The following is a 24,861-nucleotide window of genomic DNA, read 5'->3' as shown; positions in this document are numbered from 1 at the left end:
CGTTTTTTGTGGAGCATGTAGTTGTTGAGTTTAGACAACTCATTCGGGGGTAAAGATGGACAATACGGTACTCTACTTTTTAGTAGGCATCTTCGTGGTTGGCTTAGTTTCATTGGGATATTTTGCCAAAGGTAGCGTGGCACTGCTTGTGATCGTCATTCTGGTTGGTGTTTTGTTAGCAATGAGCGCATATTTTGGAGGTTTCTTTGGCGAAACCCCGAAGTGAGCTTGCAATGGCGTTATTGAAGACGCGTCGCTAGTTGCACGAAACGTCAGTTGATCCGAGAACGCGGCTTACTGGATTCTCTGTCTTTTTGCTGCTCAGAGGAAAAAATGGATTTCCTGTGCTAGTGGCCGACTTTCACTAGCGTCTCCTGAGAATGTTGCCGCTGCGAAACTCCCGCTGCTGAACCGTTGTTGCTTGGCTCGCTGTAAAGCCCACTCTGGAGAATGTCGGCTTTGGGCTGAAAGCGGTCATAGACATGTAGGGTACAACCGAAACCTCAACCTCCTTTCGCAAGTGTTTCCTTGACAAGAAAAAGGCCCACTCACTTACGCAAGCAGGCCCTCAAAAAAGTACAATCGGTCAGCCGATCACATCCGCGAGGCGACGTTTTCCCAGTTGACCAGATTGTCCAGGAAGTTGGTCAGGTAGGCCGGACGCTTGTTGCGGAAGTCGATGTAGTAGGAATGCTCCCACACATCGCAGCCCAGCAACGCGGTCTGACCAAAGCACAGCGGGTTCACGCCGTTTTCTGTCTTGGTGACAGCCAGCGAGCCGTCGGCGTTCTTAACCAGCCATGCCCAGCCCGAGCCGAACTGGCCAGCACCTGCCGCGCTGAACTGCGACTTGAATTCGTCAACCGAACCAAAGCTCTCGACCAGAGCCTTCTCCAGCTCACCGGGCACGGCGTTATCGCCGGGGCCCATCATCTCCCAGAACTGGTTGTGGTTCCACAACTGGCTGATGTTGTTGAAGATACCATTCTGGGCGACAGCATTCGCGTCATAGGTGCCCATGATGATCTCTTCCATCGACTTGCCGTCCCATTCGGTTCCGGCGATCAGCTTGTTGCCGTTGTCGACATAGGCCTTGTGGTGCAAGTCGTGGTGATATTCCAATGTTTCCGCGGACATGCCCTTGGCTGCCAGCGCGTCATGTGCATAAGGAAGATCAGGAAGTTCAAAAGCCATCTCGGCCCCCTGTTGAAATGATTGTTGCGGTTCCAAAGGTTAAATGCTTTGGCAACGGCCATAGGTCAAGGGCAGAGACAAGAAAACCCGGAGGTCCGCGATGCTGACACAGGCGCGCAAGATGTTTTACCGCGCCCGCGGATACTATGCAGGCAGTCTGAATGGAGAACGGTTTCGACTGGACCCCTACCATTCGAAATTCTGGCGCAAGGCCACTGCTGGTCAGTGGGAGCCCCAGACTTTTGCCGTGTTGGATAAATTCTTGCGCCGTGACGGCGATTATCTGGACATTGGGGCATGGATCGGCCCTACCGTTTTATACGGCGCGCGAAAGGCACGGCATGTGTGGTGTTTCGAACCGGACCCAACAGCCTTTCGCCATCTTGCGTGGAATCTGGACCTGAACGACATCCGCAACGTTTCCGCATTTGGTGTGGCGCTTTCTGACGCGTTTGGTGTGGCCCGCATGGCGTCAACACGAGGAGAGCCGGGGGATTCTACCAGTTCTTTATTGCACGATGGCTTACATGGAACTGACGCGCTGACGATCGCATGGGAGCAGTTCGAGAAGACTGTAAGCCTGTCTTCGGTGTCGCTTGTTAAAATGGATATCGAAGGGGCGGAATACTTTGTTCTGCCAACTCTACTGTCGTGGTTGAAACAACATCGCCCCCCCTTGTTACTTTCGCTTCACGCCCCGTTGTTGGAGGATAGCGAACGGTCGCACAAAATGCGCGAGCTTCTGGACAGTTTGTCCTTCTACGGGGCCGTTCTGGATGACAACCTGCGGCCCTGCGCGCGCGACGATCTTCTGTCGCCTGAGTCATTGTCACGGTTCAGATCGATTCTGCTGCACGATTAAGACGCTCCTTATTGTAAGACTAAAGAACCTTGAATACGCCCTGACAGCCTCCTGCTATGAACCGAAAAATTCCCTACAAACAGTGAGCTCATACGTTGCAATTATCAGTCCCAATTCGGGTTGAGACTGATCTATCCGGTGTCCAAAGAATAAAACCGGGCAATGGATCTGTTTATCAGGAGTGCGATACATGAAGTATGTAGCATTTACCCCATCTTCCTCCACAGACTTTATGTAGGTTAATATCCCGTCAGCTTTTCTGTAGGCTATCCACTGGAGAACCTCGTCGACTTCGTCTTGCACGCTACCTTCGAACCTGCTTGCAAATCGCAGATTCAACCCACAAGAGGTTACGCTGCTTTCAGGGTTGGAAACAGCAACAGCGTATCCGTTCTCCAAGTCAAAGAGCGTATATCCCTCCAAGTCCTGTAGCTTGGATGGCTCCAAACCTGAAAGACTCGGTCGAAAGCCGGAAAAATAGGCTTCGCCACAGTTCGAAAGGAAGTTTCTTAGTAGGCTGGTTTCAGCCGATCCCGGAGTGGCGGTCGTCAAAGCCAAAATCAAAAAAATATATGCTCGAAAGACAATCACCAAAACAGCATAGCTCCATATTGTGAACGTCGGGCAGCCTTGATGCCCTCTCTAAATCCGTGATCAAAGTCGTCTTAGTCCCAGCCCGAACAATCCAACCAATTCGCAAAACGCAGCAAAAAGCTTACTACTGCTCACCGCATAGCCCGCTGGCATTTGATGCGCGCCGGGCGCGCGCAACGTCCTGCCGGGTTCAATAAACCCCAACTTCGCTGCCCGGTTGTGCCGCAACGCTCAACAGTTTGAAGACGTAATCCGCAGCCGAGCGGAAGCAGACCACGCGGAAGGTCTCGGCGTCGTCCATCCAGAACGCGCCCGCCACCTGCGCCAGACGCGAGCGGCGGATCTCGCCGGGCTGGAACGCCGCGGCCGACAGATCGACCGGGGCGAGTTTGCTCAGTACTTCGCGCGCGTTTGTACCCGAGATGCTGAACACCGCCCGCGCGTCCGACACGTTCACGGCCAGCGCATGTGTGCCACTAAGCGTTTCGGTCATCTGCGCCAGTTTGGCGTTCACCTCTGAATAGGGCACCAGCACCAGCAATTCGTCCGGAGACATCCAGCACACGCCGGTATCCCCGTTGACGCTTGCCTCGCGCTGACCGGGCACTTTCTGCCCGGTAGCGTCCTTGACGGCCTTGGCCAGTACCTTGTCGGACGGATCGCCGCGCAGAGTGATCATGCCTTGCAGGCCGCATTCCGCTACCTTGGCGATGCCGTCATAACTAGCGTGGTTCAGTGCGCTGATGGGTTCAGACATTCTGCTTCTCCCCGTCCTTATCGTAGAAGATCGGATCGACGATCTTGGCTTTGTAGGTTTTGCCGTCGGTTCCCGGAAACTCGACAATCTCGCCCATCCGGTCAGGACCGTGCTTGATCAGGCCCATGGCGATGCCTTTGCCCAGATTGGCCGAGTAATAGGTCGAGGTGACGCGCCCGATCATGTTGCGCTGACCGTTGGCGTTGACGCCCTCGCCCACTGCATAGGCACCGTCGGGAATGACAGAACCATCCACAGTCTCAAGACCCACCAGTTTCCAACGGTCCGGATCCGCCATATGGGTGCGCGTGTGGGCGCGCTTGCCCAGATAGTCCTCTTTCTTTTTCGACAGCGCCCAGTGCAGCCCCAGATCCTGCGGGATCACGGTGCCGTCTGTCTCGTCCCCGATCATGATAAAGCCCTTTTCGGCCCGCAGGATGTGCAGACATTCAGTGCCGTAAGGCATCACGCCGAACTCTTTGCCCGCGTCGATCAGAGCATCCCAGAACGCCTGACCCTGAGACGCGGGAACCGCGATTTCATAGGACAGTTCACCCGAGAACGAGATGCGGTAGGCCCTCGCATCGAACGCGCCGATCTTGCCGTCACGCCATTCCATGAAAGGCAGCGCTTCTTTCGAGACATCCATGCCGCCGCCTGCTTGGGCGTTCAGCTTCTCAAGCACCTTGCGGGCGTTGGGGCCAACCACCGCGACCTGCGCGTATTGCTCGGTGACGTTCGCGACGTAGACTTTCCAGTCCCACCACTCGGTCTGCAGCCATTCTTCCATGTGACCATGGATACGCTCGGCCCCGCCGGTGGTGGTGTGGCACAGCCATGTGTCTTCGTCGATGCGGGCAACAACGCCGTCGTCGATCAGGAAGCCGTTCTCTGAACACATCAGGCCATAGCGGCATTTGCCGACCTTCAGCGTGGACATCATGTTGGTGTACATCATGTCCAGAAACTTGCCTGCATCGGGGCCCTTGACGATCAGCTTGCCCAAGGTCGAAGCATCCAGCAGGCCGAGGTTTTCGCGGGTGTTCTTCACCTCGCGGTTCACCGCGTCATGCACGGACTCACCGGGACGGACATAGGCATAGGTCCGACGCCAATGGCCCACGGGCTCCCAATCGGCACCGTTCTTGTCGTGCCAGTTGTGCATCGGAGTTTGACGGATCGGCTGGAACACCTCACCGCGTGCTTCACCGCCGATCGACGCCAGCGAGATGGGCGTATAGGGCGGGCGGAAGGTGGTGGTGCCGACCTTCGGAATCTCCGAATCCAGCGCATCAGCAAGGATCGCCAAGCCGTTGATGTTGCTCAACTTACCTTGGTCGGTCGCCATGCCCAGCGTGGTGTAACGCTTGGTGTGTTCGACGCTTTCGTAACCCTCGCGCGCCGCCAGCTGTACGTCGGATACTTTGACGTCGTTTTGGAAATCCAGCCACGATTTCATCCGCAAACCGATCTCGGCATTCGCCGGCATCAGCCAGACCGCCGCCATCGGAGCCTCAGCCGTGGTCTCACCGACCGGAGCCTTGGTGCGCTTCGCCGTGAACCCAGCCGCCTTGGCCGCTGCTTTACCCGCCGCATCCGCGTCGGCCAGAACGTCGCCCAGCGCCAGCGGGCCATTCGACGAACCCGCGGCCAGCACGAACCCTTCGCCATCAGCACCAAGCGGAGGCCGCGACGGATCAGGACGGAAATGCGCCTGCGCCTCGTCCCAGATCAGCTTGCCGCCGCAATGCGACCACATGTGAACGACCGGAGACCAGCCGCCCGACATGGCAACCGCGTCGCATTCGACCTCTTCACGCGCGCCACCGATGCCTTCCTGATTGCACAGTTCGATCTTTTTGACGCGTTTGCCGCCCTTGACCTTGGCAATCGCTTTGCCGGGGTCAACGCGGATACCGAGTTCACGCGCCTCATTCGCCAGCGGACCAGCCGTGTCGCGTGCATCGACCACGCGCAGCACATCCACACCGGCTTTCTTGAGGGTGATCGCGGTGCGATAGGCGTCGTCGTTATTGGTGGCCACAATCACACGCTCGCCGGGGGTCACGCCCCAGTTCACCACGTAGTCGCGCATGGCCGAGGCCAGCATCACGCCCGGCACATCGTTGCCCGCAAAGGACAACGGACGCTCGATCGCGCCGGTGGCAGTTACCACCTGTTTCGCGCGGATGCGCCACAGCCGGTGACGTGGGCCTTGGGTGCCCGGTTTGTGGTCGGTCAAGCGCTCATATCCCAGCACGTAGCCATGGTCATAGACCCCGGCCCCCATGCAGCGATTGCGCATCGTGACGTTGTCCATTGTTTCGAGTTCGGAAACCAATTGTTCCACGAACTTATCCACAGGCTCGTCATTGATCGTACCTCCGTCAACCGGAGCGCGCCCGCCCCAATAGGCGGTCTGCTCGATCAGCATGACTTTGGCACCGGACGCGGCAGCCACTTTCGCAGCCTGTAGACCCGCAACACCGCCGCCGATCACCAGAACATCGGTGAAGTGGTAGAAGTGTTCATAGGTGTCTGCATCGCGGCTGTCCTTGTCGGGCGCTTTGCCCAGACCGGCGGACTGACGGATGAACGGCTCGTAGACGTGTTTCCAGAACGGTTTCGGATGGATGAACGTCTTGTAGTAGAAGCCAGCCGGCAGGAACCGCGCCAGCGCTGTGTTCACCGCGCCGATGTCGAATTCCAGATTGGGCCAGTGATTCTGAGAGATCGAGGTTAGGCCATTGAACAGCTCGGTCGTGGTGGCGCGCTGGTTCGGCTCGAACCGGTTGCCCTGCCCCAGACCGACCAGAGCGTTCGGCTCTTCCGCGCCGCTGGCGACAACGCCGCGCGGACGATGGTATTTGAACGACCGGCCCATCATCATCTGATCATTGGCCAGCAAGGCTGAGGCAAGCGTGTCGCCCTCGTAGCCCTGCATCGAGGTGCCGTTAAAGGTGAATGTGACCTGTTTCGACCGGTCGATCAGCCGGCCTTGATTTGCGAGACGGGTGCTCATGTTGCGGACCTTTCGCAGGCGGAATTACGGGTGGCTGGGCGGATCATTCGAACTCTCTCCAGGTCCAGCCGGGGCGCTTGGCGGTGATCGCCTCGCGGATTTCTTTGGGCGGCTCGGAGGTCTGGGCCGGATATGTGCCAAACACCTCAAGCGTTTGCGTGCAACGCGCCGCATGGAACCACTTGCCGCAGCCATTCACGTGACGCCAGCGTTCGAAATGAACGCCTTTCGGGTTTTCGCGCATGAACAGATAGTCGTGGAACTCGTCATCGGACGAGCCTGGACCAAAACGCTTCAGATGCGCCTCGCCACCTGCGGCCAGTTCGGTTTCTTCGGCATCGACGCCACAATAAGGGCAGTTCAGGATCAGCATGGGGCTACTCCTCGCTTGAAATCGTTCGACCACACGCCCAAGTTGAGAGCATGCAAATTGGACCGCTGATAACTTTGATCGTCGGAATTTTTGTTTTGGCTGCGGGGCTTTGGCTTGTTGTCAAAAGTCGAACAGGACCAAAACAGTCTGAACAGGTACATCGCCCACACTCGCCTGACGTCGGGTATGACAAAGCTGAAGCGATTAGAAAAGGCGCCATGGGAGACAACGGGCATGACGTCTGACATGCGGATGTCGTTGTTTGCGGTTCGGGATGTCATCAATGCGCCACCCCAGCGGCGACGCTTTCGTCGATGAAGCGGCCCTCTTTGAAGCGGTCCAGCGTGAAGGCCTCGGTCAGCGGTGAGTGGCCGGTGGCCATCAATTGCGCCATGCCCCAGCCCGAGCCCGGAATGGCCTTGAACCCGCCGGTGCCCCAGCCTGCGTTAATAAAGCACCCGCCCAGCGGCGTTTTCGACAGGATCGGAGACCGGTCACCTGTCATATCCACAATACCGCCCCACTGGCGCAGCATCTTCAGACGCGAAATCATCGGGAATGTCTCGACCAGCGCCCGCACAGTTTCCTCAATATGATGGAACGAACCGCGCTGAGTGAAGTTGTTATAGGCGTCGGTGCCGCCGCCGATCACCATCTCGCCCTTGTCGGATTGCGACATGTAGCCATGCACGGTGTTAGCCATTACGACCACGTCCATACAGGGTTTGATCGGCTCGGACACCAGCGCCTGCAGCGCGACGGCCTCAAGCGGCAGACGGAAGCCCGCCATCTCAGCGAGTTGACCGGAATGGCCCGCGACCACGATGCCCAGTTTTTCGCAATCAATCGCACCCTTAGTGGTATCGACGCCGACAACACGACCATTGTCGGACCGGACGCCCGTGACTTCGCATTGTTGGATGATGTCCATCCCCATGGCAGAGCACGCACGGGCATAGCCCCACGCCACCGCGTCATGGCGCGCCGTACCGCCGCGTTCCTGCCACAGACCGCCCAGAACCGGATAGCGCGGCCCGTCCAGATTGATGATCGGCACCAGCTCTTTGACGCGCTCAGGCGTGATCCATTCGGTCTTCACGCCTTGCAGCGCGTTGGCATGGGCCGTGCGCTGATAGCCACGGATCTCGTGCTGGGTCTGCGCCAGCATGATCACCCCACGCGGGCTGAACATGATGTTGTAGTTCAAATCCTGACTCAGGTCCTCGTACAGGCTGCGCGCCTTTTCATACAGCGCCGCGGACGGATCCTGCAGATAGTTCGACCGGATGATGGTCGTGTTCCGGCCGGTATTGCCACCGCCCAGCCAACCCTTTTCGATCACCGCGACATTCTGGATGCCGTAGTTCTTTCCAAGGTAATACGCCGTGGCCAGTCCATGGCCGCCAGCACCGACGATGATCACATCATATTTCTTCTTTGGCTCGGGCGAGCGCCAAGCGCGCTCCCATCCTGTGTGATAGCGCAGCGCTTCGCGCGCCACAGCAAAGGCTGAATAGTGTTTCATAAGCGAATCCATCCGGTTCGGTGATTGTGCGCAGATATGCCGTGTAACGGCAGTATACCCCTGCCATCCAACGCCGTAATAGCGCACTATTGCGACATAGCCCTCAATATTGCGACATGAAGTCGTCTCGCGGCCATTTGCCCCTTTTTTCCGACTGCTCGCGGGTCTAAGTCAAGGCAGCCATTTAGGAGCTAACATGACTTTCTGGGCCCTCTTGATCCTGACCGCACTGCTGATCGCAGTGTTCCTTGGATATTCCATGCTGAAGGGACGCAAAAACCGCGAACCCGCAGCCGCTTTTGACCTTCGCGTTTATCGCGAGCAGTTGGCTGGTGTGGACCGTGATCTTGCACGTGGTGTGATCAGTGAGGCCGATGCGGAACGGGTGCGGACCGAAATCTCGCGCCGGATTCTGTCAGCTGACGCGCAGATGCCGGCGCAGGGGACACAGGATGGCCCTCCAGCCTGGGCCAATACGGTGGCGATTGTCGTGGTTGCCGCTGTCCTGATCGGCGGCGGTTTTTGGATGTACCGCCAGATGGGCGCCGCCGGATTGCCGGACCAGCCCTTGTCGCTGCGTAAAGAGTTGGCCGAAACAATGCGGGCCGAACGCCCCAGCCAGGCCGAAGCCGAAGCCGAAGTTCTACCTGACTTGCCCGAGCAGCTGGACGAAGGATACGCCAACCTGTTGCAACAGCTGCGCAATACGGTTGCCGAACGTCCCGACGATTTGCAGGGGCACGTACTGCTTGCCCAGCACGAGGCGAATGCTGGCAATTTTGCAGCCGCATACAAAGCGCAGCAGCGGGTGATTGAACTCTCGGGTGGAGCGGTCCCTGCAGATGCTTACGCACATCTGGCCGAAATGATGATCCTGGCCGCTGACGGATATATATCACCCGAAGCCGAAGACGCACTTCGGCGGTCCTTGCAACGCGATCCCAGAAACGGCCCCGCGCAATACTATCTTGGACGGATGATGACACAGGTTGGCCGTCCCGACATCGGATATCGCATCTGGGTCGAGGCGCTGCGCACATCGCCCGCAGACTCGCCCTGGGCACAGGCCATGCGCGCCCAGTTGGAGGAGTTGGCGTTCCGCGCCGGTGTCTTCAACCCACCGAACATCCCGGCCCCGTCCGGACCGTCTCAGGAAGATGTGGAAGCCGCCGCAGACCTGACACCTGAAGAACGCCAACAGATGATCATGGGCATGGTCAACCAGCTTTCGAATCGACTGGCGACCGAAGGCGGACCGCCCGAGGATTGGGCGCGGCTGATCAGTGCACTGGGCGTTTTGGGTGAAGGTCAGCGCGCGATCGACATCATGCAAGAGGCAAACGCGGTCTTTGCCGGGGATGCCGAGGCGTTGGAGATCATTGACGCCGCCGCATTGCAGGCCGGGATCGCGCAATGATCCATGACGCGTTCGAGGATTTCGCCGCTTCGCTCACACCGATGACCGCATTGATGGGATTGGATCTGGGCGAAAAAACCATCGGTGTGGCCGTCTCGGACCGGATGCGCGGTGTGGCCAGCCCTTTGGAAACCGTTCGGCGCAAAAAGTTCACTCTGGACTCTGCGCGCCTGCTGGAATTGATCGCCGAGCGCGAGATCGGAGGGGTCATTCTTGGCCTGCCGAAAAACATGGACGGGTCAGAAGGTCCGAGGTGCCAATCCACGCGCGCGTTTGCCCGCAACATGATGCGTTTGACCGAAATTCCCATCGGGTTCTGGGACGAGCGTCTCAGCACGGTTGCGGCAGAAAAGGCACTGCTCGAGGCGGATACGACACGAAAACGTCGCGGACAGGTTATCGACCACGTTGCAGCAGGCTATATTCTGCAAGGAGCGCTGGACAGATTGCGCTTTCTCTAAGGATCGGATGACACCAATGACAAACATGGTCTGGAAACGGAACGAGGTCGAAAGCCCCTGCGTCCAGATTTGTGTCGTTCACCCGACCGAGCGGATCTGCACTGGTTGCTATCGGACCATCGACGAGATCACACGTTGGTCCAAGATGGACAGTTCCGAACGCGCCGAGATCATGGAAGCCCTGCCCGCACGAAAGCCGCAGCTTGCGAAACGGCGTGGCGGTCGTTCAGCCCGCCTGAACAAATCCTGAGCCACAGGCTGAGCCTGCGCCGTTGCAGGTTGGTCTGAACTCCGAGGGGGTCAAGTTCGAAGACAAGTGGTGAGTGAGTGGCAACCCACAACGGCGCGCTTCAGCATTGGTGTTTTCCAGACGTGGTAAGACCGGGAAACCCTTGAAGCCTATTTCTTTTTTGACTGACTGATCAAGAAATAATCAGAGGCGAGCACACTTACCTTACGTCAACTCAAGGGCGAGCCAACTTGATGGCGCCTGTTATCCTGCAGCCAGCCAAGTTTTCGCGTGTTCAATATCTTCCGACGGGAAATATTGGGATCGGGTGCCCAGCACATGACCGGCCACGCGTTGCGCCATATGCTGCCAAGCCTTGTCGCCAACAATCGCCGCACGATCCAGCAACCCGACATGACCCCGTGCCAGTCGGAAATGCGCAGCCAGAGCAGACAATCCCTGCCATCCGTCAAACTCCCGCAGGTCGATCAGCAGGCGAAAACCGGTTTTGCCCGCAAGCATCTGGTCCAGATGCGCCTCGGCCTTTTGATACTCTTCGGGGTCAACCTTACCCAACAGGCTGATCTGAACGCATGGCCCACCAAGATCGGTTACATGAATCGAACCGAGGGATTCGCGGATCCAACGGCGCGCTGTTTCGACCTCGGACAGCTCAAAAACCTGGACCGGACAAGGCAAGATCGGAGCGGCCAATCGCACACTGGTCTGCACCCAACCATGATCGGCCACCACGGCAATCCGGTCGAACCCGCGCCAATGGCTCAGGCCCAGCTTGGTGTCCGCCCAGGCAGCACCCAGGTCGTACCCTTTGAATTCGGGCTGAACGATTGCCATCAATCGAACGGTTTCATGTTCGATCAGCGCGGCCTCAATGGCGGGAATAAAAGTATCGCTGTAATCTGCGCTGGTGACTTCGCCGGACAGCTCGACCTCAATCTGTGCTCCGTCGGCGAGTGTGTGGACCGTAATCATGACCCCATACCTCCTAACCAATACATGGCTGTAGGTTACGGGGATTCGATCCACTCGGCCACACCGCCTTGGAATTCCGGGCGGAAATAGGCGATCATCCGACCATCTGGCCCAGCCGAAGCACTGTCCGACCAAGGGGCCACCCCATGCAGGCAGTGACGGTGCAAAAGATACGTTTCACCAGGACTGGCGGGCAATTCCAGGCGAGTGCAGGTCTCGAACACCTCGCGTCGGGCAGACTGATAGATGTCTGTAACATCCACCTCGTGCAACGTATCACGCGGTCTACCATGCAGAGCCTTTTCGAAAGCTGCCCGCAAGACCTTGTGGCTGCCTTCCCATAAAACCATCGGCGAAGCATCAGCGCTCACTTCGGTCAGCGGAAGGCCAAGTATCCAGGCGTGCGGCTCGTCCACCCTGCGGCGGCGGTCAGGACCCATAGGGCGCAACCCATCCACATGCGCCGCATCACGGTTGCGTCGGTAACGCCCTGCGGCCTCGCTTTCACCGCGGCGTGGCTTGGGGTAGCCGGGATACATCACAGACACCTGCCCCTTGTGCAGCGGCAGAGTTCCATAATGCTCGGTCACGAATTCCAGCGCCTGGCCCTGCAGCGGCCCTGATCGCCCCACCCTGCCCTCTGCATCGTTGTCCAGCGCATCCACACCGATGAACCACGTGCCTTGGCAGTCCAACCACCCGGCATGGGTCGGATCAACAACTGCAGCCCGAGCGGCTGGCAGAGCGTGTGCGACCCATTCAGCGATGGCGGGGTCATAGGGAAACTTTACCCAGCCTTTCTGCCAAAACGTCGTCAAAGGCCCATCGCTTTGCGCAGCATGTTAAGGGCCACCAGCGTCAGGAAAACGGCAAAAACACGTTTGAGCGGTTTGGGGTCCATTGAATGCGCCAGCTTAACCCCCCAAGGGGCGGTGATCGTCGTCATCGCCACAACAATCGCAAATGCCACCAAATTCACCGCGCCAACGGTCATTGGCGGGCGGTGTTCAGGTGCGATACTCAAAAACAGAAACCCGATGACGGACGGAACCGCGATGATCACCCCAAAGCCAGCTGCCGTCGCAACGGCCCGGTGAATGGGCGTGTTGAACAGGCTCATCAAGGGCACACCAAAGCTGCCGCCTCCGATCCCCATCAATACCGACAGAAACCCCACACCCGGTGACAAAGCGGCCCGGCGGAGCCCCTTGGGCATCGTGTCCCCAAGCCGCCATTCAGATTTTCCGAAACCCAGATAAGCACCAATCACCATCCCCAGAATGCCAAACAGCGCCTGCAGTGCCTCGGTGCGTAGGGCCGAAGCCACGGTAACTCCGATCACTGCCCCAATTGCGATACCCGCCCCCCAGCCGCGCAAAATTTCCCAGTCTACGGCCCCTTTTTTGTTGTGGGCCATCACGGACCGGACCGAGGTCACGATGATGGTCGCCAGAGACGTCGCCAGACACAATTGCATCAATTGCGGGCCGCCATAACCAAGGGTTTGAAACGCATAGAAAAATGCAGGCACCAATACGATGCCGCCGCCAACCCCTAGCAAGCCCGCCAGAACTCCGGCCAATGCGCCGATCACCAGCAATAGGCCCAGCATCTGGGCCAGCAAAAACGTCTCGGGCATTCCCCCCCCATATCGGCCGGTTGGCCGCTTTTTAACTCACTTCGACCTGCGCGTCGGGCGCGACCCGATCCAGCGCCTGCAACAGAACCTCTGGGCCTGCCCCCTCGTGAACGGCGCCTTCGGACAAGACGCGCCGCCAGGCACGCGCCCCTGGCCGCCCTGCAAACAGTCCAAGCATATGGCGGGTGATCTGATGCAAACGCCCGCCGCTGGCAAGGTGTTGTTCGATGTAAGGCACCATCTCGTGAACCACCTCGAACGGGTCCGCAGGTTGCCCAGCCTCAAAGATCAACGGATCTGCACCTGCCAGGACGTCCGCAGGCTGGTGATAGGCAGCGCGCCCGATCATTACCCCATCCAGACCGGCATCCAAATGCGTGCGCGCCTCCTGCAAGGAGTTTATTCCACCGTTGATCGAGATATGCATGTCGGGAAACAACGCCTTCATGCGGTGCACCAAGTGATAGTCCAGCGGAGGGATATCGCGGTTCTCCTTTGGACTCAGCCCTTGAAGCCACGCTTTGCGTGCGTGGATTGTAACCCTCTGGCAACCCGCAGCGTGGATCGCACCCAGAAACGCGGGCAACACGAGGTCAGGGTCCTGATCATCTACTCCGATCCGGCACTTCACGGTGACCTCGACGCCTACAGTCTCGCGCATCGCCGCAACGCATTCGGCTACACGCGCGGGATCTTTCATCAGCACTGCACCAAACGTGCCAGATTGCACCCGGTCGGACGGGCAGCCGCAATTCAGGTTGATTTCATCATAACCCGCCTCGGCCCCCAACCGCGCGGCTTGCGCCAGCTCTTGCGGGTCCGAGCCGCCCAGTTGCAACGCCACAGGGTGTTCCTGCGGGCTGTAGTCCAGCAGATGCATCGCCCCACCTCGGACCAACGCCGGGGCCGTTACCATTTCCGTATAGAGCAAAGCCTGACCGCTCAGCAGCCGATGCAGATACCGGCAATGGCGGTCCGTCCAATCCATCATCGGCGCAACCGAGAGCCGCGCCGCCCGCCGAGTTTTGGCGTGGTTTGAATGTGCGATCTGAACCTCTGGCATTTTCCTGGCTTTTACCTCGAAACACATCTTACGAGGGGGGCGTCTAGCATTGTTTAGACCACAAACGCCACAGGCAAAGGCGGGTCAAATGCCATAACGGCTAAGTATCATCTCAACACTGCTGTCAATCGTGGCCGTCATTTCGGCCTCACTCAGGACGCTGCCAGTGAAGACCATCGGCCAGAATGCCTTTGCCTTGATCAACCCGATGAACTCCTGCCCGGCACTTTGAGGGTCGTCTATCCGCAACTGCCCGTCTTCTGCCGCGTCCTTCAGCATCGACACAAATATCGCAGTCTTATCCAGTTTGCCCTGCGCCGCTGCCGCCAGATCGGGGTTGCGCAAAGTTTCGCTGATCACCATACGCGACATCGCCATCACCTCGGGCAACATCAAGATGCGCCCTTCGGCCCATGCCAGTTCGATCAGTTGATCGCGGATATCACGGCCTTTTTCATAGCGGATATCCAGCACACCGGCAAAGCGGTTTGATAGCTCGACCACAATAGAGCGAAACAGGTTTTCCTTGCTTTCGAAATACTTATACAGCGTCCGCTTGGACACTTCGGCGCGGGCGGAAACACGGTCCATGCTGGCGGCGGCGAACCCCTTTTCCTGGAACTCGGCCACCGCAGCCTCGATGATCTGAGCGTGTTTTGCCGCATTCGGCGCGCTGCATTCGTTCATGTCTGAAAGCTATAGTCCCATTGACATGACAAGGTCAAACACTAGGTAAACCCACGGGTTTACACGATTGAAAACGTCACCTATGGTAAACCCGCAAGTTTACCGATTCAGGTAGCCAGCCCAACATGGAGTATCCCCCCTCATGTCACTGACCTTGAAACTGAACGGCCAGACCCACACGGTCGACGCCGAACCCGGCACCCCCCTGCTTTGGGTGATCCGGGATGAGCTTAAGCTGACCGGAACAAAATTCGGCTGCGGTGTCGCGTCCTGCGGGGCCTGCACCGTGCACCTGAACGGCGAGCCCGTGCGTTCGTGCCAAACCTACATCGAAGACGTCGAAGATGCCGAGATCACCACGATCGAGGCCGTGGGCGACGACAAAATCGGCGCCGCAGTCCAGCAAGCCTGGGTCGAACTGGACGTGGTCCAGTGCGGCTATTGCCAGTCGGGTCAGGTGATGTCGGCTGTCGGGTTGCTGTCCGAAAACCCCAAGCCCTCGGCCGAGGAAATCGACGAGTACATGTATGGCAACGCCTGTCGCTGCGCCACCTATCAACGCATCCGCGCCGGCGTCCAGCGCGCGTCCGAGATTCTGGAGGCCTGATCCATGACCATCAACACCTCTCGCCGTGGGTTTCTGAAAGGTGCCGCTGCTGCCGGTGCCGTGCTGCTGGTCGGCGCCCGCCCCGATGGCGCGCTGGCGGCGGCTTCGTCCGAGACCGCTCAATTCAACCCCTTCGTGAAAATCGACGCGGATGGCACCGTAACCGCCATCGTAAAGCATTTTGAAAAGGGTCAGGGCCCGGCCACCGGCCTGCCGACGCTGATCGCCGAGGAAATCGGCCTGACCATGGATCAGATCGAATATGAATTTGCGCCGTCGGACCCGAATGTCTATAACAACCTGCTGTTCGGCCCGTTCCAGGGTACAGGCGGATCGACCGCGATGGCGAATTCCTGGCTGCAATATCGTCAGGCCGGTGCTGCCGCACGCGAGATGCTGATCAAGGCCGCCGCCCAAAGCTGGGGCGTGGACGCATCGGGCATCACTATCGAGGAAGGCATCGTCAAGGCCGGCGACAAGTCCGCTCCGATTGCGGAGTTCGTGGCGGCCGCTGCGCAGCTAGAAGCGCCGGCCGAGCCGCGCCTGAAAGACCCGTCCGAATTCCGCCTGATCGGCAATGAAGCCGTGCGCCGCAAGGACTCGGCCATCAAGGGCAACGGTCAGGCGATGTATGCGATGGATGTGCATCTGCCGAACCAGATGGTCGCGATGATCAAGCGCCCGGAATCCAAGGGCGGAATTGCACTTGGCTTTGATGACAGCGCATCAAAAGAGGTCAAAGGCTATATCAGTGCCGCTGTTCTGCCCAATCAGGCGGGTGTTGCGGTCTATGCCGAAAACACTTGGGCCGCGATCCAGGCCCGCGACGCGCTTGAGGTCGAATGGGACATGTCGGGGGCCGAGACCCGCGATTCAGATCAGATCAGGTCCGAGATCATGGCCGCGCTGGATGCGGAACCCACCTACAACGTGAACAAGGCGGATGTGACAGCGGTTTCTGCGGCTATCGACGGTGCGGATAAGGTGGTTGAAAAGACCTTTTACTTCCCACTGCTGGCCCACGCGCCGATGGAGCCGCTGAACTGCACCATCGAGCAAACCGCCGAGGGTGACATCGTCCTGCATGATGGCGCGCAGATGCCGACCGGGCCGCATATGGCCTATCAGCAGATCTTCCAGCTGCCGCCCGAGAAGATCCACATCAAGACCATGCTGGCCGGAGGCTCGTTCGGTCGCCGCGCCACGCCCGATGCGGATTATCAGGTCGAAGCCGCGCTGGCCTTTGTGGTCACCGATCGCTCGCGCCCAGTGAAACTGGTCTGGACGCGCGAGGATGACATTCGCAGCGGTTACTACCGTCCTGCCTTCGGCCATAAGGTGCGTGTGGGTCTGGATACGGATGGCAATATCGTAGGCTGGCAACATCAGATCGCCGGGCAATCGGTGATCAAAGGCACCGCGTTCGAGGCCGTTCTGGTCCATGATGGCGTCGATCACAGCTCGGTCGAAGGTGTGGCCGACAGCCCCTATGCCATCCCCGGCATGGCGGTTGGCCTGACCGACACGCCCAAGGCGACCACGGTTCTGTGGTGGCGCTCAGTGGGTCATACCCATACGGCCTATGCGATGGAAACCATGATGGACTTGGTGGCCGAAGCTGCAGGTCGTGACCCGGTCGAGTTTCGTCTGGCCCACCTGTCCGACAGCGCCAACCCCGATCAGCAGCGCAAGGCTGCCGTTCTGAAGCTGGCGGTGGAAAAAGCGGGTTGGGGCAACGCGCCTGCTGGCCGTTCGCAAGGAATCGCCGTGCATAAATCCTTTGGGTCTTACGCGGCTGAAGTCGTTGAAATCTCGGGCGATCCGGAAGATGGCATCAAGATCGAAAAGGTCACCTGTGCCGTGGATTGCGGCATTGCGGTGAACCCCGATGTGGTCAAGGCGCAGATGGAAGGCGGCATCGGCTATGGCATCGGCCATGTGATGCGCGACCAGATCACCCTGACCAGCGGGGCGGTCGATCAGTCCAACTTCCCGGACTATGAGCCGCTGCGCATCAGTGATATCGCCGCCATCGACGTGCATATCGTACCCTCTGCCGAAGCGCCAACTGGTGTGGGCGAACCCGGAACCCCGCCTTCGGCACCGGCGCTGGCCAATGCGATCCACGCGATGTCGGGCATTCTGGTGGCCGAACATCCGATGGCCGAAAACGGCGTCAGCTTCGCCTGACCCTCTGCCCCGCGCCGCCTGAACTCGGCGCGGGGTTAATTTGATCAAATTCCGTGACAAGGCGCGTTGCGTCGACTACACCTCGGGGAAACCACAATGATGGAGCCCCCGATGGACCTGAGCGCCTTGCACAGTTTTCGCGTTGCAGCCTGTGACCTAAACGGTCAGTTGCGGGGCAAACGCGTGCCGCCCTCGTATTCCGACAAATTGGACAAAGGCTCCGTGCGGATGCCATTTTCGGCGCTGAATGTGGACCTGTGGGGCGCGGATATCGACGGCAGTCCACTGGTTTTTGAATCCGGTGACGCCGATGGTGTTTTGTTGCCGACCGAGCGCGGCCCGGTCCCGATGCCCTGGCTGGACATGGAAACCGCGCTGGTTCCTATGTGCCTCTATGATGACCACGGCACCCCCTTCGCCGGGGACCCCCGCCACGCGCTGAGCGCTGTACTGGACCGCTATGCCCAGCGCGGCTGGTCGGTGATCGCGGCGACCGAGCTGGAGTTCACGCTGCTGGATTCGTCTGGCGCGCAGCCACAACCGCCGATGAACCCCATTACCGGGCGCCGGCTGGTGGATGAGGCTGTTCTGTCCATGGCCGAGATGGACGCGTTCGATGCGTTTTTCACCGAGCTTTATGATGGCTGCGCCGCGATGGGCATTCCCGCCCAGACCGCCATCTCCGAAAGCGGCATTGGCCAGTTCGAGATCAACCTGAACCATCAGGACGCCATGCGCTGCGCCGATGATACATGGCTTTTCAAAGTATTGACGCGTGGTCTCGCCCGCAAACACGGGTTCACCGCGACGTTCATGTCCAAACCCTATGCCAATGACGCAGGAAACGGAATGCATGTGCATTTCTCGGTTGTGGACGATCAGGGCCGCAATGTGTTTGACAATGGAGGCCCCGAGGGGACGGACATCCTGCGCTACGCAATTGCGGGGTGTCTGGCGGCGATGCCCGGCAGCACGCTGATCTTTGCGCCGCACGGCAATTCCTACACGCGGCTGGTCCCCGGTGCCCACGCGCCCACCGGCGCCAGCTGGGCCTATGAGAACCGCACCGCCGCCCTGCGCATTCCCGGCGGTGCCCCTGCCGCACGCCGGATTGAACATCGTGTGGCCGGAGGCGACATCAACCCTTACCTCATGCTGGCCGCCGTTCTGGGTGCTGCGATGAACGGGATCGAGGACGCAACCGACCCGCCCGCCCCAATCACCGGCAACGCCTATGATATCGACGGCCTGCCGCAACTGGCGGGCGATTGGGAGGCTGCTGTTGTGGCCTTTGAATCCGACCCCCACGTGGCGCGCGTCTTCCCTGCCGATCTGATCCGCTACATGGCGATGACCAAACGGCAGGAAATCCGCCGCTTTGCCGAGCGTCCACCCGACGAACACTGGCTCAGCTATGTCGAGGCAGTGTAGCCTCTTGCCCGACCCTGTGCGGTCGGCTAGGATAAATTTGATCAAATTTGGTGACCTATGAAAATCGGCATCCTTGTAACCGGCCACCCTCCGGATGAGCTGCGTTCAGACTTCGGCACGTATGACGGCATGTTCCGTACTCTGCTGGGCGGCAACGGCTTTACGTTTCAGACCTACAACGTGGTGGACGGCCAGTTCCCTGACGACACAGACTCCGCCGACGGCTGGGTCATCACCGGCTCGCGCCATGGGGCGTATGAGGATCACGCGTGGATCCCCCCGCTGGAAAATCTGATCCGCGCGATCCGCGACAAAGGCCAGCCGCTGATTGGCGTCTGCTTTGGCCACCAGATCATCGCACAGGCGCTGGGCGGAAAGGTTGAAAAGTTCACCGGAGGCTGGGCCGTTGGGCGCACCGACTATGATCTTGATGGCCAGAAAGTTACGCTGAATGCTTGGCATCAGGATCAGGTAGTCGCCCTACCCGACAGCGCGCGCGTCACCGGTACCAACGATTTCTGTCGCAACGCCATGGTGGCTTATGGCGACACGATCTGGACGGTACAGGCCCACCCCGAATATGGTGACAGCTTTATCCAGGGCCTGATCGAGACACGCGGCAAAGGCGTGGTCCCCGATGAATTGATGCAAGCGGCCACTGACCGCCTGCCCGCCAATGACGACAACCCCAAGATCGGGCAATTCATGGCGGAGTTTTTGAAGAAAGAGAGGGCCTGATGGCCGACTGGACCGAACAACTGCCGCAGGCAGCCCGCAGCTATTTCGAAGGCCACCGACTGGATGAGGTCGAGTGCATCATCTCGGACCTGCCCGGCATCGCGCGCGGCAAGGCGGTACCTGCCTCGAAATTCGCCAAGCAATCCTACTTCCACCTGCCAGACAGCATCTTTTACCAGACCATCACTGGCGACTGGGGAGAGGCCGCGGGTGAGGACGGATTCATCGAACGGGACATGATCCTGAAGCCCGACTTCACGACCGCATCCGCCGCGCCGTGGACGGGTGACTGGACGTTGCAAGTGATCCACGATGCCTACGACCGCGATGACAACCCGATCCCGTTCAGCCCGCGCAACGTGCTGAAACGCGTGGTGCAGCTGTATCACGATAAGGGCTGGAAACCCGTCGTCGCCCCCGAGATGGAGTTCTTTCTGGTCGCGCCCAATGTGGATCCTGCGCAAAGTATCAAGCCGATGATGGGCCGCTCGGGCCGTCCGGCGGCCGCGCGGCAGGCCTACTCGATGACGGCCGTGGACGAATTCGGCCCGGTGATCGACGACATCTATGATTTCGCCGAACATCAGGGATTTGAGATTGACGGCATCACGCAGGAAGGCGGCGCGGGCCAGTTGGAGATCAACCTGCGCCACGGCAATCCGGTCAAGCTGGCGGATGAGGTCTTTTATTTCAAACGCCTGATCCGCGAGGCCGCGCTGCGCCACAATTGTTTTGCCACCTTCATGGCGAAACCGATCGTGGATGAGCCGGGCTCGGCCATGCATATCCACCACTCGATCATCGACATTGAGACCGGGCAGAACATCTTTTCCGGCCCGCAAGGGGGCGAGACGGACGCGTTTTACCACTTCATCGCCGGGTTGCAGAACCACCTGCCCTCGGGTCTGGCTGTGATGGCACCCTATGTGAATTCGTATCGCCGCTATGTGAAAGATCACGCTGCTCCGATCAATCTGGAATGGGCGCGCGACAACCGCACCACCGGCATCCGCGTGCCTCTGTCGGGGTCCGAGGCGCGCCGGGTCGAAAACCGCATCGCCGGGATGGACTGCAACCCCTATCTGGGCATAGCGCTGTCACTGGCCTGCGGCTATCTGGGCTTGGTCCAACAGGAACGCCCGCGCCGTCAGTTCTATGGCGACGCTTACGAAGGCGAAGGCGATATCCCTCAGGTCATGGGCAACGCGCTGGACCTGTTCGATGAAGCGACTGCCTTGCATGAGGTTCTGGGCCCTGAGTTTGCCCGCGTCTATGGCATCGTCAAACGCGCCGAGTATGAAGAGTTCCTGCAAGTGATCTCTCCGTGGGAGCGTGAGCATCTCCTGCTGAACGTCTGATCCGCGATGAACCTGCTTTATTCCAACGACCGCAAGGCCGAATACCCGGCCAGCTGGTACGCGGCCACGGCCAACCCGATCGACCGCTTTCCTGTTCTGAAGGGCGATGAAAAGGCCGATGTCTGTGTGGTCGGCGGCGGCTATACCGGCCTGTCCGCCGCGCTGCATCTGGCCGAGGCAGGGTTCAGCGTTGTGCTGCTTGAGGCGCATCGCGTGGGCTTTGGAGCATCAGGCCGCAATGGCGGGCAATTGGGCAGCGCCCAACGGATGGATCAGGAAGATCTTGAGCGGCTGGTTGGCGATGACGACGCCTCCAAGCTGTGGGATCTGGCCGAGGATGCAAAGGCGCTGGTCAAATCGCTGATCTCCAAGCATCAAATCAATTGCGACCTGAAACCGGGCGTCGCGGCTCTGGGCCTGTCCGCTGGCGAGCAACAGGAATTGCACGATCACGCGGCGCACCTGTCCGAGCGCTATGGTTATGACCAGATGGAGCTGCTGGACGAAGGCGCGGGCCATAGCCTGTGCCCCTCGCCCGCCTATCGCGGAGGCTATCTGGACATGGGAGCCGCGCATCTGCATCCGCTGAACTATGCGCTGGGTCTGGCGCAGGCGGCGGCCAAGGCAGGTGTGCGGATTTATGAAAGCACCGAGGTGACGGGGGTCGAGGAAACCTGGCCCGCCGTCGTTCACACCGCGCAGGGCAAGGTCACTGCCGATCACGTCATTCTGGCCTGCAACGGATACTTGGGCGATCTGAACGGCAAGGTCGCCGCGCGGGTCATGCCGATCAACAATTTTATCGCCGCGACCGAGCCTTTGGGCACCGATACCGCCCGTGTTCTGACCCGAGACGTGGCGGTGGCTGATACCAAGTTTGTGGTGAACTACTTTCGCCTGAGCGCCGACAACCGGCTGCTATTTGGCGGCGGCGAAAGCTATGGCTATCGCTTCCCGGCAGACATTGCCGCCAAGGTCCGCAAGCCGATGGCCGAGATTTTCCCGCATCTGCGCGACGTCAAAATCGACTATGCTTGGGGCGGTACGCTGGCGATCACCATGCGGCGGATGCCCTATCTGACGCGGGTTGCGCCCAACATCCTGTCCGCCTCGGGCTATTCCGGCCACGGGGTCGGCACCGCAACCCATGCGGGGCAGTTGATGGCACTGGCCATTCAGGGACAGGCCGAGGGCTTCGACACCATGGCGCGCGTCCCGGCCCTTCCCTTCCCCGGAGGCCCCGCCCTGCGCAGCCCCCTGCTGGTACTGGCGATGACGTGGTTTGCGTTACGGGATCGGCTGGGTGTCTGATAGCGGGTCGGTTAACTGAGATTTTGCAGACTACCTAAAATCGCGTAGCACTCGAAATCCAGCGGTCATTAACCTTGCATCTTCATCTGTTCGCCCGCGTGAAGCGACCCGTGAGAAGTCCATTGCGGTCCAATACGCGCCCCCTCTCCCGACACGCTCAGGGCAACTAGATCGCATAGCGTGATGAAGATATTCACTCGCAGTCGCCAATTCTATGTGAGTTAGAGACCAGCAAGACACTGTACGCTCGACGACATTTCCGGACATGTGCCGCAATCCCCACGCATTGGCGGCGTCAAGTTCATCGACCGGAACCGGATGGCCGCGCCGCGCCAGATCAGGGCGCTTGAGCCCCAGCATCTCTTCGGTCGGCTTGCCGTGGAAATTGACCTGATCGGTGTTTACTTCCTCGCCCTGAGCAAAAGGGGTCTGCGTCCCAGCGCGGGCCGCGTATTCCCACTCTGCCTCGGTTGGCAAACGGTACACATCTGCTTCGACTTTGTGATTCAGCCAATTCGTATAAGAAACAGCGTCTAAATAAGAAACATCAACGACTGGGTATTTCCCACGGACGTCTACGCAGGGAGCATCGCGCTGTAAAACGCAATCGCGTGGTACATGTCCTCTACATCCTCCGTCGTTTACACAGGCCATCCACAGGTCATGCGTCACCTCGTTGCGCCCCATGGCGATGGGCATATCGATCGTTACCGGGTGAACCGGCCCTTCGTGATGGGCAATATAGGGCTCTTCCGGTGTCGCAAGACGAAATCCCTTTTTGTCCCAATGGAAGTTACGCTTGGATTCTCCCGGTGGCGCACCCATCAGGAACTCTCCCAACGGCAACACGATCATCTCGGGGCAGACGTCGCATTCCTGAAACATCTCAAGCGGCGCGACTTCGGTTCCGTCAGACAGGACGTATTGCGCCTGAGCTGGTAGAGCGAGAATGGACAGTGAAAAAGTTAGTCTAGCAAGCATGATGGGAACAATCCGAACCGTGAAATGCAACGTGTAGGCTGTTCCATTGCCACCCGGATTCCCCGACAGATGCAAGACGCAATCCGGCGGTCGGGATGCAATTGCCCTCAAATACAACAGTTCGGTGAAATTTTGCTGCATGGTAACGTAGGGGCTTGGATTGACGTCCTTTTAGCTTTATCTTTTCCAAAGATAGAATTTGGGAAAATCAAATATGACGCTTCCTCCTAACGTTCATGACGCCGAACCCATCCCCACCGCCGCACGTGAGGCCATCGACGCCCTGATGCAGTCGGGCGACCTGTTTCGCTATACCGCGCCACAAGACGCGCCGGTCGCGCTTCTGGAAAATGAATTCGCGGCCCTTTTGGGCGCGAAATACGCGCTGGCCGTATCGTCCTGCTCGGCCGCTTTGTTCCTGTCGCTCAAGGCATTGGGTCTGCCGCGGGATGCGCGGGTGCTGATCCCCGGATTTACCTTTGCGGCCGTACCGTCCTCGGTCGTTCATGCGGATTGCATTCCGGTTCTGTGCGAAGTGGGCGAGAACTATCGCATCGACATGGCCGATTTCGAGGCCAAGCTGGACAGTGTTCAGGCCGTCATCATCAGCCATATGCGCGGCCATACCTCCGACATGGATGCGATCATGGCACTGTGCAACGCGCGCAACATCCCGGTTGTCGAGGATGCGGCGCATTCGCTGGGTACTACATGGCACGGCAAGAATATCGGCACGATTGGCAAGGTCGGCTGTTTCTCGTTTCAGTCCTACAAGATGATCAACGCGGGCGAAGGTGGCATTCTGATCACCGACGACGCCGATCTGGTGGCGCAGGCCGTGATCATGTCGGGCGCGTATGAGCATAACTGGAAGAAGCACAAAACCCCGCATGGCGACAACTCTCCCGAGTTGGAACAGGCCTTTGCCCGCTGGCAGAACAAACTACCACTGTATAACCTGCGGATGAGCAACCTCAGCGCCGCCGTGATCCGGCCCCAGATTCCCGAACTGGCGCGGCGCGTCAAGGATGGCTTGGCCAATCATGACTATGTGGCCGAGCGTCTGAATGGCTCGGATTTCATCGACGTCCCTGCCCCCCTGTCGCCCGAGCGCCGCGCACCGGATTCGATCCAGTTCAATCTAGTGGGCCTCAGCGATGACGAGATCCGCGCCTTTGCCGAAGCGTCCGAGGCGCGTGGGGTCAAGGTTCAGGTCTTTGGTCAAAGCGAGGATAACGCTCGCGCCTTCTGGAACTGGCAGTTCCTGCCGGAACAGTTTGAACTGCCGCAGACACGTGACATGCTGATGAAGGCGTGTGACGTGCGCCTGCCCGTGCGTCTGACGCGTGAGGAACTAGACGTAATCGCCGACATCCTACTGGCTTCGGTTGGTGAAGTAACCGGGCCGGTTCCGGTCTATGGCACCTAA

23 protein-coding genes are annotated in these 24,861 nt (G+C 59.3%); 12 read left to right on the top strand and 11 right to left on the bottom strand.

Annotated elements, in window-relative coordinates:
• Positions 1 to 55: 55 nt before the first annotated feature.
• Positions 56 to 226, top strand: coding sequence for a hypothetical protein (locus tag ACR3EG_RS07950; RefSeq protein ID WP_480494736.1), 171 nt, complete (start codon positions 56 to 58; stop codon positions 224 to 226).
• Positions 227 to 594: 368 nt separating this feature from the next.
• Here ACR3EG_RS07950 and ACR3EG_RS07945 read toward each other — a convergent pair whose 3' ends face one another.
• Positions 595 to 1,194 (bottom strand): superoxide dismutase, encoded by a 600-nt coding sequence (locus ACR3EG_RS07945; protein WP_480494734.1) that lies wholly within the window; start codon positions 1,192 to 1,194, stop codon positions 595 to 597.
• Positions 1,195 to 1,294: 100 nt separating this feature from the next.
• On the opposite strand from ACR3EG_RS07945, the gene ACR3EG_RS07940 reads away from it, so the two are divergent.
• A complete protein-coding gene (locus tag ACR3EG_RS07940) occupies positions 1,295 to 2,056 on the top strand; it encodes an FkbM family methyltransferase (protein ID WP_480494732.1) in 762 nt (253 codons plus the stop codon).
• 784 nt (positions 2,057 to 2,840) lie between these two features.
• Here ACR3EG_RS07940 and ACR3EG_RS07935 read toward each other — a convergent pair.
• From ACR3EG_RS07935 to ACR3EG_RS07920, 4 genes are all read right to left on the bottom strand, one after another.
• Positions 2,841 to 3,407, bottom strand: a complete 567-nt coding sequence (locus ACR3EG_RS07935; RefSeq protein ID WP_480494730.1) for a sarcosine oxidase subunit gamma — start codon at positions 3,405 to 3,407, stop codon at positions 2,841 to 2,843.
• A complete protein-coding gene (locus ACR3EG_RS07930) occupies positions 3,400 to 6,429 on the bottom strand; it encodes a sarcosine oxidase subunit alpha family protein (RefSeq protein ID WP_480494728.1) in 3,030 nt (1,009 codons plus the stop codon). The genes ACR3EG_RS07935 and ACR3EG_RS07930 overlap by 8 nt, the downstream gene beginning before the upstream one ends.
• Before the next feature lie 43 nt (positions 6,430 to 6,472).
• Positions 6,473 to 6,802, bottom strand: a complete 330-nt coding sequence (locus ACR3EG_RS07925; RefSeq protein ID WP_480494726.1) for a sarcosine oxidase subunit delta — start codon at positions 6,800 to 6,802, stop codon at positions 6,473 to 6,475.
• A gap of 280 nt (positions 6,803 to 7,082) precedes the next feature.
• Positions 7,083 to 8,327: a sarcosine oxidase subunit beta family protein gene (locus ACR3EG_RS07920; protein ID WP_480494724.1), complete on the bottom strand. Its 1,245-nt coding sequence runs from the start codon at positions 8,325 to 8,327 to the stop codon at positions 7,083 to 7,085.
• A gap of 196 nt (positions 8,328 to 8,523) precedes the next feature.
• Here ACR3EG_RS07920 and ccmI point away from each other — a divergent pair, with 196 nt between their 5' ends.
• From ccmI to ACR3EG_RS07905, 3 genes are read left to right on the top strand one after another with little or no spacing between them, the layout of a single operon-like run.
• Positions 8,524 to 9,744: a c-type cytochrome biogenesis protein CcmI gene (ccmI, locus tag ACR3EG_RS07915; RefSeq protein ID WP_480494722.1), complete on the top strand. Its 1,221-nt coding sequence runs from the start codon at positions 8,524 to 8,526 to the stop codon at positions 9,742 to 9,744.
• Positions 9,741 to 10,205, top strand: a complete 465-nt coding sequence (ruvX, locus tag ACR3EG_RS07910) for a Holliday junction resolvase RuvX (RefSeq protein WP_170354583.1) — start codon at positions 9,741 to 9,743, stop codon at positions 10,203 to 10,205. The genes ccmI and ruvX overlap by 4 nt, the downstream gene beginning before the upstream one ends.
• 16 nt (positions 10,206 to 10,221) lie before the next feature.
• A complete protein-coding gene (locus ACR3EG_RS07905) occupies positions 10,222 to 10,455 on the top strand; it encodes a DUF1289 domain-containing protein (protein WP_170354584.1) in 234 nt (77 codons plus the stop codon).
• A gap of 243 nt (positions 10,456 to 10,698) precedes the next feature.
• On the opposite strand, the gene ACR3EG_RS07900 is transcribed toward ACR3EG_RS07905, so the two are convergent.
• The 5 genes from ACR3EG_RS07900 to ACR3EG_RS07880 form a co-directional block, all read right to left on the bottom strand.
• The gene (locus ACR3EG_RS07900; RefSeq protein WP_480494720.1) at positions 10,699 to 11,427 is read right to left on the bottom strand and encodes a SpoIIAA family protein; all 729 of its coding nucleotides are present in this window, start codon (positions 11,425 to 11,427) and stop codon (positions 10,699 to 10,701) included.
• Positions 11,428 to 11,462: 35 nt separating this feature from the next.
• Positions 11,463 to 12,245: a hypothetical protein gene (locus ACR3EG_RS07895; RefSeq protein WP_480494718.1), complete on the bottom strand. Its 783-nt coding sequence runs from the start codon at positions 12,243 to 12,245 to the stop codon at positions 11,463 to 11,465.
• Positions 12,242 to 13,066: a sulfite exporter TauE/SafE family protein gene (locus ACR3EG_RS07890; protein WP_480494716.1), complete on the bottom strand. Its 825-nt coding sequence runs from the start codon at positions 13,064 to 13,066 to the stop codon at positions 12,242 to 12,244. Before ACR3EG_RS07890 ends, ACR3EG_RS07895 begins: the two co-directional genes overlap by 4 nt.
• Before the next feature lie 31 nt (positions 13,067 to 13,097).
• Positions 13,098 to 14,129, bottom strand: coding sequence for a tRNA dihydrouridine(20/20a) synthase DusA (dusA, locus tag ACR3EG_RS07885; protein WP_480494714.1), 1,032 nt, complete (start codon positions 14,127 to 14,129; stop codon positions 13,098 to 13,100).
• A gap of 84 nt (positions 14,130 to 14,213) precedes the next feature.
• Complete coding sequence (locus tag ACR3EG_RS07880; RefSeq protein ID WP_480494712.1) at positions 14,214 to 14,816, bottom strand: TetR/AcrR family transcriptional regulator; 603 nt, start codon at positions 14,814 to 14,816, stop codon at positions 14,214 to 14,216.
• A 142-nt stretch (positions 14,817 to 14,958) separates the two neighbouring features.
• On the opposite strand from ACR3EG_RS07880, the gene ACR3EG_RS07875 reads away from it, so the two are divergent.
• From ACR3EG_RS07875 to ACR3EG_RS07850, 6 genes are all read left to right on the top strand, one after another.
• Positions 14,959 to 15,423 carry a (2Fe-2S)-binding protein gene (locus tag ACR3EG_RS07875; protein WP_170752479.1) on the top strand — a complete coding sequence of 155 codons (465 nt, stop codon included), beginning with the start codon at positions 14,959 to 14,961 and terminating at the stop codon, positions 15,421 to 15,423.
• A 3-nt stretch (positions 15,424 to 15,426) separates the two neighbouring features.
• On the top strand, positions 15,427 to 17,613 hold the full coding sequence (locus tag ACR3EG_RS07870; protein WP_480494710.1) for a xanthine dehydrogenase family protein molybdopterin-binding subunit: 2,187 nt from the start codon (positions 15,427 to 15,429) through the stop codon (positions 17,611 to 17,613).
• Positions 17,614 to 17,724: 111 nt separating this feature from the next.
• Positions 17,725 to 19,044, top strand: a complete 1,320-nt coding sequence (locus ACR3EG_RS07865; RefSeq protein WP_480495917.1) for a glutamine synthetase family protein — start codon at positions 17,725 to 17,727, stop codon at positions 19,042 to 19,044.
• Positions 19,045 to 19,101: 57 nt separating this feature from the next.
• Positions 19,102 to 19,782 (top strand): type 1 glutamine amidotransferase, encoded by a 681-nt coding sequence (locus tag ACR3EG_RS07860; protein ID WP_480494708.1) that lies wholly within the window; start codon positions 19,102 to 19,104, stop codon positions 19,780 to 19,782.
• Positions 19,782 to 21,140: a glutamine synthetase family protein gene (locus tag ACR3EG_RS07855; protein ID WP_480494706.1), complete on the top strand. Its 1,359-nt coding sequence runs from the start codon at positions 19,782 to 19,784 to the stop codon at positions 21,138 to 21,140. Before ACR3EG_RS07860 ends, ACR3EG_RS07855 begins: the two co-directional genes overlap by 1 nt.
• 6 nt (positions 21,141 to 21,146) lie before the next feature.
• On the top strand, positions 21,147 to 22,451 hold the full coding sequence (locus ACR3EG_RS07850) for an NAD(P)/FAD-dependent oxidoreductase (protein ID WP_480494704.1): 1,305 nt from the start codon (positions 21,147 to 21,149) through the stop codon (positions 22,449 to 22,451).
• A gap of 30 nt (positions 22,452 to 22,481) precedes the next feature.
• On the opposite strand, the gene ACR3EG_RS07845 is transcribed toward ACR3EG_RS07850, so the two are convergent.
• Positions 22,482 to 23,432 carry a formylglycine-generating enzyme family protein gene (locus tag ACR3EG_RS07845; protein ID WP_480494702.1) on the bottom strand — a complete coding sequence of 317 codons (951 nt, stop codon included), beginning with the start codon at positions 23,430 to 23,432 and terminating at the stop codon, positions 22,482 to 22,484.
• A gap of 214 nt (positions 23,433 to 23,646) precedes the next feature.
• Here ACR3EG_RS07845 and ACR3EG_RS07840 point away from each other — a divergent pair, with 214 nt between their 5' ends.
• The gene (locus ACR3EG_RS07840; protein WP_480494700.1) at positions 23,647 to 24,861 is read left to right on the top strand and encodes a DegT/DnrJ/EryC1/StrS family aminotransferase; all 1,215 of its coding nucleotides are present in this window, start codon (positions 23,647 to 23,649) and stop codon (positions 24,859 to 24,861) included.

The sequence above is a fragment of the Ruegeria sp. AM7 genome (assembly GCF_056535965.1).
The sequence above is the reverse complement of the archived record's forward strand: the minus strand, read 5'-3'. Positions and strand labels throughout refer to the sequence as shown.